The organism is Streptomyces poriferorum (assembly GCF_019399235.1).
Classification (GTDB): domain Bacteria; phylum Actinomycetota; class Actinomycetes; order Streptomycetales; family Streptomycetaceae; genus Streptomyces; species Streptomyces poriferorum.
Genome location: NZ_JAELVH010000263.1, coordinates 1 through 9,054 on the forward strand (window position 1 = coordinate 1; position 9,054 = coordinate 9,054).

The 9,054-nt window shown below is 69.5% G+C and carries 5 protein-coding genes and 1 pseudogene; 3 read left to right on the top strand and 3 right to left on the bottom strand.

All coding sequences use genetic code 11. The annotated features are described in order from the left end of the window. Positions 1 to 850, top strand: an 850-nt coding sequence (locus JGS39_RS31785) for an ABC transporter permease (protein ID WP_219573207.1), incomplete at its 5' end; no start/stop codon positions are given. Beyond that, entirely contained in the window at positions 843 to 1,622 is a 780-nt protein-coding gene (locus JGS39_RS31790) for an ABC transporter ATP-binding protein (RefSeq protein ID WP_219573208.1), read from the top strand. The genes JGS39_RS31785 and JGS39_RS31790, both read left to right, overlap by 8 nt. A 190-nt stretch (positions 1,623 to 1,812) precedes the next feature. Here JGS39_RS31790 and JGS39_RS31795 read toward each other — a convergent pair whose 3' ends face one another. After that, entirely contained in the window at positions 1,813 to 6,846 is a 5,034-nt protein-coding gene (locus JGS39_RS31795; RefSeq protein WP_219573209.1) for an NAD-glutamate dehydrogenase, read from the bottom strand. Between the two features lie 397 nt (positions 6,847 to 7,243). Between JGS39_RS31795 and JGS39_RS31800 the strand changes: the two genes are divergently transcribed. Continuing rightward, on the top strand, positions 7,244 to 7,810 hold the full coding sequence (locus JGS39_RS31800) for a DJ-1/PfpI family protein (RefSeq protein WP_219573210.1): 567 nt from the start codon (positions 7,244 to 7,246) through the stop codon (positions 7,808 to 7,810). Positions 7,811 to 7,853: 43 nt separating this feature from the next. Here JGS39_RS31800 and JGS39_RS31805 read toward each other — a convergent pair whose 3' ends face one another. Then, entirely contained in the window at positions 7,854 to 8,525 is a 672-nt protein-coding gene (locus tag JGS39_RS31805) for an HAD family hydrolase (protein ID WP_219573211.1), read from the bottom strand. A 70-nt stretch (positions 8,526 to 8,595) separates the two neighbouring features. Beyond that, positions 8,596 to 9,054 (bottom strand): annotated as a pseudogene (locus JGS39_RS31810) (DUF6912 family protein); the annotation flags it as partial.

The window sequence follows — 9,054 nt, forward strand, 5'->3', positions numbered from 1 at the left end:
CGCCGCCCGCCACGGACTGACCGTGAGCGGAGCCCGTCCGACGCTGCCGGTGTACGTCCGGCAGCTGTGGGGGCGGCGGCACTTCATCACGGCGTTCGCCACTGCCAAGCTCACCGCCCAGTACAGCCAGGCGAAGCTCGGCCAGATCTGGCAGATCATGACGCCGCTGCTGAACGCGGCGGTCTACTACTTCATCTTCGGCGTCCTGATGAAGACGAAGCAGGGCGTCAGCGACTTCGTCCCGTTCCTGGTCACCGGCGTCTTCATCTGGACCTTCACCAGTACCTCGATCACCGCCGGCACCCGTGCGATCAGCGGCAACATCGGCCTCGTACGGGCCCTGCACTTCCCCCGGGCCTCGCTGCCGATCGCGATGGCCCTGCAACAGCTCCAGCAGCTGCTGTTCTCACTGGCCGCGCTGGTACTGATCCTGCTGGCCGTCGGCCAGTACCCGCAGCCGGCCTGGCTGCTGGCGGTACCGGCCCTGGCCCTGCAGGCGGTGTTCAACACCGGTGTCTCGATGGTCTTCGCCCGGCTGGCTGCCCGGACCCCGGACATCTCCCAGCTGATGCCCTTCATCCTGCGCACCTGGATGTACGCCTCGGGCGTCATGTGGAGCCTCGACAAGAGCCTGGCGGGCGACCGGGTCCCGTACCTGGCGAAGCTGGCGCTGGAGATCAATCCGGCCGCCGTCTACATCGACCTGATGCGATTCGCCCTCATCGACAGCTTCCACGGCTCGCAGCTTCCGCCGCATGTGTGGGCCGTCGCCACCGGCTGGGCGCTGGTGTGCGGCGTGGGCGGGTTCGTCTACTTCTGGCAGGGCGAGGAGAGTTACGGACGTGGCTGAGAGCACGGATTCCGCGGTACCGACGGTCGTCGTCGACGACGTCCACATCACGTACAAGGTCAACGGCGCCCGTACGGGCAAGGGCAGCGCCACTTCGGCCCTCAGCCGGATCGTCTCGCGCCGGCAGGCCCCCGGGGTGCGCGAGGTGCACGCGGTGAAGGGGGTGAGCTTCGCCGCGTACAAGGGAGAGGCGATCGGCCTGATCGGCTCCAACGGCTCGGGGAAATCGACCCTGCTCAAGGCGATCGCCGGACTGCTGCCCGCCACGAAGGGCCGCGTCCACACCCAGGGCCAGCCCTCGCTGCTCGGGGTGAACGCGGCGCTGATGAGCGATCTGACCGGCGAGCGCAACGTCGTGCTCGGCGGCCTCGCGATGGGCATGAGCCGCGAGGAGATCCGCGAACGCTACGCCGGCATCGTCGACTTCTCCGGCATCAACGAGAAGGGCGACTTCATCACGCTACCGATGCGCACGTACTCCTCCGGCATGGGCGCCCGGCTGCGCTTCTCCATCGCGGCCGCCAAGGACCACGACGTCCTCCTGATCGACGAGGCACTCTCCACGGGCGACGCCCGCTTCCAGCGGCGCAGCAAGGACCGGATCATCGAACTGCGCAAGCAGGCCGGCACGGTCTTCCTGGTCAGCCACCACAACAAGTCGATCACCGAAACCTGCGACCGGGCGATCTGGCTGGAGGCGGGGACTCTACGGATGGACGGCCCGGCGAAGGAGGTCGTCGCAGCGTACGAGCGCTTCACCGGCAAAAAGTAGCCCCGGCCGACACATCGACGTCAGTCGGCATCTGAAGCCCCACCCGACGCTTCGATCATTTCAAGCCCGTCCGGCGATTGAGGACAAACCCCCGGCCCCGGACGGGCCGCACACTCTCCGGCCCGTCCGGCCCGAGGACAAGGCGGCCACCGGTACGCACCGGCAGCCGCCCACCGCTCACCCCCGCACGCTACGCGTGCGTCCGCAGCAGCGTCCGCATCGTCCGCATCGCCACCGACAGGTTCGCCAGGTCGAACGCGTCCGACCCCTGGATCTCCTCCAGCGTGGAGCGCGAGCGCGACAGGATCGCCGCGTTCTTCTCCTCCCACGCCCCGAACCGCTCCTCGGGCGAGGAGGACCCGTTGCCCACGCTCAGCACGTCGCCCGTGAGCGCCGCGTGCGCCGCGTACAGGTCCTCGCGGATGGAGGCGCGGGCCATCGACTGCCAGCGGTCCGCCCGCGGCAGCTCGATGATCCGGTCCATCAGCTGCGTGATGCCCAGCCGGTCCGCGAGGTCGTAGTACACCTCGGCGACGGACAGCGGGTCCTTGCCCGTGCGGTCGGCGATCGCCACGATGTCGAGCGCCGGGAACGCCGACGAGAATCCGGCGACACGCTGCGCGAGCGCGTCCGGGACACCCGCCTCGGTGAGCTCGTCCAGGATTCCCTGGTACCACTCCTGGTCCGCGCCCATCAGCATCTTGGGCAGCTCGGCCCAGACCTGATCGACACCGTCGCGGAAGAAGTCGATCGTCGCGGCGATCTCCAGCGGCTGCGGCCGGTTGCCGAGCAGCCAGCGCGAGCCGCGCTCGACGAGCCGTCGCGAGTGCAGCCGGATCCGGGTCTGCACATCGGCCGCGACCTCGTTGTCGAGCGCCTCGACGGCGTCCCACACCTCACCGAGGCCGAAGATCTCCCGGGCCGCGAACTGAGCGCGGACGATCTCCGCGATCGAGGCACCGGTCTCTTCCCGCAACCGGTGCAGGAACGTCGAACCGCCGCTGTTCACCGTGTCGTTCACCAGGACCGTGGTGATGATCTCGCGCCGCAGCGCGTGCCCGTCGACCGCGTCCGGGTAGCGCTCGCGCAGCTGCTGCGGGAAGTAGGCGTGCAGCAGCTTCTGCAGATGCGGGTCGTCGGGCAGGTTCGTCCCGATCAGTTCCTGCGCCGCCGTGATCTTCGTGTAGGCGAGCAGGACAGCCAGCTCGGGCTGGCTGAGCCCCTTGCCGGCGTTGAGCAGTTCACGGATCTGCCGGTCGGTGGGCAGGAACTCCAGGGCCCGGTCGAGGTACCCGTCGCGGCCCAGCCGGCGCATGAAACGCTGCTGGGCGTGGAGCAGGGAGGGCGCCTGGGCCACCGAGTTGGCGAGTGCGGTGTTCTGCGCGTAGTTGTTGCGCAGCACCAGGTGGCCGATCTCGTCCGTCATCTCGGCGAGCAGCTTGTTGCGCTGCTTGACCGTCATGTCGCCGTCCCGCACCAGGCCGTTGAGCAGGATCTTGATGTTCACCTCGTGGTCGGAGGTGTCCACACCGGCGCTGTTGTCGATCGCGTCGGTGTTGATCCGGCCGCCGGTACGGGCGAACTCGATACGGCCGAGCTGGGTGGCCCCGAGGTTGCCGCCCTCGCCGACGACCTTGGCGCGCAGGTCCTCGCCGTTGACGCGGATCGCGTCGTTGGCCTTGTCACCGACGTCCGCGTTCGACTCGGCGGACGACTTGATGTACGTACCGATGCCGCCGTTCCACGCAAGGTCGACGGGGGCCTTGAGGATGGTCTGCATCAGGTCGGCGGGCGTCATCTTGGTGACCCCGGCCTCGATGCCGAGCGCCTCGCGCATATGGGCGTTGACCGGAATCGACTTGGCGCTGCGCGGGTGGATGCCGCCGCCGGCGGAGATCAGCGACTTGTCGTAGTCGGCCCAGGAGCTGCGCGGCAGGTCGAAGAGGCGGCGCCGCTCGGCGTACGAGGTCGCGGCGTCCGGCTTCGGGTCGATGAAGATGTGCCGGTGGTCAAAGGCCGCAACGAGGCGGATGTGCTCGGAGAGCAGCATCCCGTTGCCGAAGACGTCGCCGGACATGTCGCCGACGCCGACGACGGTGAAGTCCTCGGTCTGCGTGTCGTGGCCGAGCTCCCGGAAGTGCCGCTTGACGGACTCCCAGGCACCGCGGGCGGTGATGCCCATGCCCTTGTGGTCGTAGCCGGCCGAACCACCGGAGGCGAACGCGTCACCGAGCCAGAAGCCGTAGGCGACGGCGACCTCGTTGGCGATGTCGGAGAACTTCGCGGTGCCCTTGTCGGCGGCGACGACGAGGTAGGTGTCGTCCTCGTCGTGCCGGACGACGTCCTTGGGCGGCACGACCTCGCCGGCCACCATGTTGTCGGTGATGTCGAGCAGCGCCGAGATGAAGGTGCGGTACGAGGCGATGCCCTCGGCCATCCAGGCGTCACGGTCGACGGACGGGTCCGGCAGCTGCTTGGCGACGAAGCCGCCCTTGGCGCCGACCGGCACGATGACGGTGTTCTTCACCATCTGCGCCTTGACCAGGCCGAGGATCTCCGTACGGAAGTCCTCACGCCGGTCCGACCAGCGCAGACCACCGCGGGCGACCTTGCCGAAGCGCAGGTGGACGCCCTCGACGCGCGGCGAGTAGACCCAGATCTCGAACGCCGGGCGGGGCGCGGGGAGGTCCGGGATCGACTGCGGGTCGAACTTCATCGACACGTAGTTGTGCGGCTTGCCGCTCTCCGCGCGCTGGAAGAAGTTGGTGCGCAGGGTGGCCTTGATGACGGTGAGGAAGGACCGCAGGATCCGGTCCTCGTCGAGCGAGGCGACCTGGTCCAGGGCGCCGTCGAGTTCTTCGAGGAGCCCGTCGGTCAGCTCCGTACCGGCGCTCTGCCGCTCCGGCGACATCCGGGCCTCGAACAGCGAGACCAGCAGCCGGGTGGTGTGGACGTTGTTCTGGAGGGTGCTCTCCATGTAGTCCTGGCTGAAGGTCGATCCGGCCTGGCGCAGGTACTTGGCGTAGGCGCGCAGCACCATGGCCTGCCGCCAGTTCAGACCGGCGCTCAGCACCAGCGCGTTGAAGCCGTCGTTCTCCGCCTCGCCGGTCCAGACGGCGGCGAACGCCTCCTGGAACCGTTCCCGGGCGTCGTCGGCGAGGTAGCCGCCGTTGGCCGTGGCCTGCGGCATCCGCAGCCCGAAGTCGTAGATCCAGGCGTGCGTACGGTCCGCGCAGCGCAGCTCGTACGGACGCTCGTCGACGACCTCGACACCGAGTCGCTGGAGCGCCGGCAGGACGGCGGACAGGGAGACCTGCTCACCGGTCCGGTAGATCTTGAACCTGCGCTCGCCGGGGGCGGCGCCGACCGGTTCGTACAGGCTGAGGGCGAAGTCCTTCTCGTCCTCCTTGAGGGCTTCGAGGTGGACCAGGTCGGCCACGGCGGAGCGCGGCGAGTGGTCGGCCTTGTAACCCTCGGGGAACGAGTGCCCGTATTGACGCAGCAGCTCGGCGGCGCGTTCCTCACCGCATTCGGCGCCCAGCGCCTCCTGGAAGCCGTCGGCCCAGGACCGGGCGGCCTCGACGAGCCGGGCCTCGATGCGGTCGGCCTCGGCGTCGGTGAGGCTGGGCAGCTCGCTGCCCGGGGCGACCCGGACGACGAAGTGCAGCCTGGACAGGATCGACTCGGTGTTCCAGGCGGTGAAGTCGACACTGGTGCCGTTCAGCTCCTCCTTGAGGATGTCGATCAGCCGCAGGCGCACACCGGTGGTGTAGCGGTCGCGCGGCAGGTAGACGATCGCGGAGTAGTAGCGCCCGTACTCGTCCTGGCGCAGGTAGAGCCGGAGCCGGCGCCGCTCCTGGAGGTAGAGCACCGAGGTGACGACGGAGCGCAGCTGGTCGGGCGGCGTCTGGAAGAGCTCGTCGCGCGGGTACGTCTCCAGGATCTGCAGCAGGTCGCGGCCGTCGTGGCTGTTGTACGAGAAGCCCGCGCCCTCCAGCACCTCGGCGACCTTGCGGCGGATGACGGGCACCCGGCGCACGGACTCGGTGTAGGCGGCGGACGAGAACAGTCCGAGGAAGCGGCGCTCACCGATGACGTTGCCGTCGGCGTCGAACTTCTTCACGCCGACGTAGTCGAGGTAGCTGGGACGGTGCACGGTCGCCCGGCTGTTGGCCTTGGTCAGGACGAGGAGCTTGTGCTCACGGGCCTTGGCGCGGACATCGGCGGGCAGCCGGTCGAAGGAGGGGCTGACCGGGTGTGCCTCGTCCTCGCTGTGCTTCGGGTCGGCGCGCAGGATACCGAGGCCGGTGCCGGGCACGGCGGCCAGCGCGTCGCTGTCCTTCAGCTCGTACTCGCGGTAGCCGAGGAAGGTGAAGTGGTCGGCGGCGAGCCAGCGCAGCAGCTCCCGCGCCTCGTTCACCTCGTCGTCGGCGAGGTCGTCGAGCGGCTCGCCCGGCAGGTCGTCGGCGATGCGCAGCGCGGCGTCCCGCATCTTCTCCCAGTCCTCGACGGTCTCCCGTACGTCGGACAGGACCCGCAGGAGGTCGAGCTGGATCTGCTTGAGGTCGGCGCGGTCGGTCTCGCGGTCGATCTCGACGTGGATCCAGGACTCGACGACCGCGTCGTGCGGCAGCTCGGCCTTGGCGTCCTTCGCCCCCTTGGCGTTCTTCCGGCCGGCCTGGGGGTCCGTCGAGATGCCGACGCCCTCGGTGAGGACCTCGATCAGCTTGCCGGTCACATCGCGCCGGACGATGACCTGCGGGTGGATCACGACATGGATGCCGCGGCCCTGGCGGGACAGCTCGTTGGTGACGGAGTCGACCAGGAACGGCATGTCGTCGGTGACGACCTCGACGACGGAGTGGCTGCAGGTCCAGCCGTTCTCCTCGACGGTCGGGGTGTGCACCCGGACGTTGGCCGTGCCCTGCGGGCGGTCCTCGGCGAGCCGGTAGTGGGAGGAGGCGGCGCCGAAGACGTCGACCGGGTCCCGGCCCGCGATGTCCTCCGGAGCGGTGTGGAGGTAGTAGCGCTGGAGGTAGGCGAGCAGCACGTCCTGACGCGAACGCTCCTGCCCGGCCCCGGTGCCGTCGTCGGCGCCGGTCGCCGCGACCTTCACCCGGGGGCTACCGCCCGGGCCACCGAGACCACCGCCCGGGCTGTTGTCAGCTACCTTGGCAGCCCGTGCGAGCAGCTCGGCCTTGGCTTCGTCCAGCTTGGTCTGCATGTCCTCTGGCTCCTGTCGCGCGCCGTTGCGTGACGTAGGTGAAAAAGACGGCGTACCGCCACGACACGGGGTTTCCGGTCTGAGACGACGCTATGCCGCAATGAGAGACGCCCGGGACCTTATTGGCCATTTTTGGCGGTCGGGTCGGGCTGGGGGGATCAGTGATGGCCCGGGTGCTGTGGCACTCCGGGCGCAGGCCGGGGGCTTCGCTGCCCCCGAGGCGTATCGCGCTGATCACGGGGTCCAGGCTATCTCGCCCGCCCCCGTAACCGTCACGAGCCGTATGTGTACAAAAGAAGGCCCCGAACTTTGACACTCTGGACAGCGCACAGGCCCTGACTGCCGCACTCTGGTACCGGTAAACAGAACAGGCCGACGCACCGTGGGGAGCCCCGCCATGGCACCGAAGATCCTGATCGTCACCGGCGACGCCGCCGAGTCCCTCGAAGTCCTCTATCCGTACCAGCGGCTGCGCGAGGAGGGTTACGAGGTCCATATCGCCGCCCCCTCCCGCAAGACGCTCCGCTTCGTGGTCCATGACTTCGAGCCCGGCTTCGACACCTACACCGAGAAGCCCGGCTACACCTGGCCCGCCGACCTCGCCTTCTCCGAGGTCGACCCGGACGACTACGTGGCCCTGGTCGTCCCGGGCGGGCGCGCTCCCGAATACCTGCGCAACGACGCCGATCTCCGCACGATCCTCTCCGCGTTCTTCGACACGGACCGCCCGGTGGCCCAGATCTGCCACGGCCCGCTGATGACCGCGGCGGCCGGCGCGCTGAAGAACCGCCGGGTCACGGCCTATCCCGCGCTGGAGCCGGACATGGAGACGGCCGGGGCCGCCTTCGAGGACACCGAGGTCGTGGTGGACGGCACCCTGGTCTCGTCCCGCGCCTGGCCGGACCACTCGGCCTGGATGCGTGAGTTCCTGACCGTGCTCCGCACCAAGGCCCCGGTGACCTGAGCCCCGTCCCCGTCCTCGCGGCCCGGCCGCCCGGGACCGTCGGCTACTCGCTCAGCCGCTGGGCGAGGGCCGCGGCCTCGACCAGGGTGTCCACGACGGGCACCCCTGCCGCCTCCAGGCTGCTCCGGCTGTGCGAACCGCCGGTGAAGAGCACCGCCTTCGCTCCGACATGGGCCGCGGCCACCGCGTCGTCCACGGCGTCACCGATGACCACCGTGTACTCGGGCGATATCCCGTCCAGCGCCGCGAAGTGCCGCTCCATGTGCTGCGCCTTGCTGCCGCCGGACGGCCCGGTGCGCCCGTCGACGCGCACGAAGTGCCGCTCGATGCCGTATCCCCGCACGACGGGGACCAGGTGCTCGTGCCCGTACATGCTCAGCAGGGACTGGCTCCGGCCGGCCAGCTGCCACTGTGCGAGCAGTTCCGCGGCCCCCGCGGTCAGTCCGCAGGCCTCGCGCTGCTCCGTGTAGTGACGGTGGAAGACCCCGTCCATCCGCTCCCACTCGACCTCCGTGGGCAGCCGGCCCATCAGGCGCTCGTAGAAGCGGGGTATCGGGACGCAGTACGTCTCGCGGTACTGCTCCAGGGTGATCGGCGCCAGGCCGATCTCGGCGAACGCGGCGTTCGTCGCGCCGACGACCGCGATGTTGTCGTCGAGCAGAGTGCCGTTCCAGTCCCAGACCAGATGCGTGCGGTGCTTCCCGTTCGTCCCCATGCGAGAAAAATACCCGCTGCCACTGACAACCGGACGAACAGCCCTTCGCACGGCCCTCCACGGGCCCCGCTCACCCGATCAGATTCGGGATCTCCTGAATGCCGAACCACAGGAGCTCGTGGTCCTCGGCGCCGTCGACGGTGAACTGGGCGTCGTCGTCCCCGAGGTCCGCCGCTCCCAGGGCAGCCGCGGCGGCCGCCGTGCACGTCGACTCGGACGAGGCGGACAAGGACGTCACGGCCGCCGCGGCTGGCGGAGGCGATGGTGACCTCACCGAGCGAGGAGGCGTCCAGGATGTGGTCCGGGTCGGCGACCGCTGCCCCGTCCGGCACGTCGACGGCGACGACGACACGCCGGCGGACGGCTCCGGGGTCCCCCGCGATCAGCCGCAGCGATGCGGACGCGGCCCGGTTGAGCGCCGCGTACTCCAGCTCCTCGATGTCGTCGGAGACGTACCACTCCCGCAGCGCGGGGGTCACCGCGTAGGCGGTCAACGGGCCTGGGCCGACCTCGCCGGCCCGGTGCGCCG

Coding starts and splice junctions, on each gene's coding strand:
- JGS39_RS31795 (WP_219573209.1), bottom strand. CDS start 6,846: ATGCAGACCAAGCTGGACGAAGCCAAGGCCGAGCTGCTCGCACGGGCT.
- JGS39_RS31800 (WP_219573210.1), top strand. CDS start 7,244: ATGGCACCGAAGATCCTGATCGTCACCGGCGACGCCGCCGAGTCCCTC.
- JGS39_RS31805 (WP_219573211.1), bottom strand. CDS start 8,525: ATGGGGACGAACGGGAAGCACCGCACGCATCTGGTCTGGGACTGGAAC.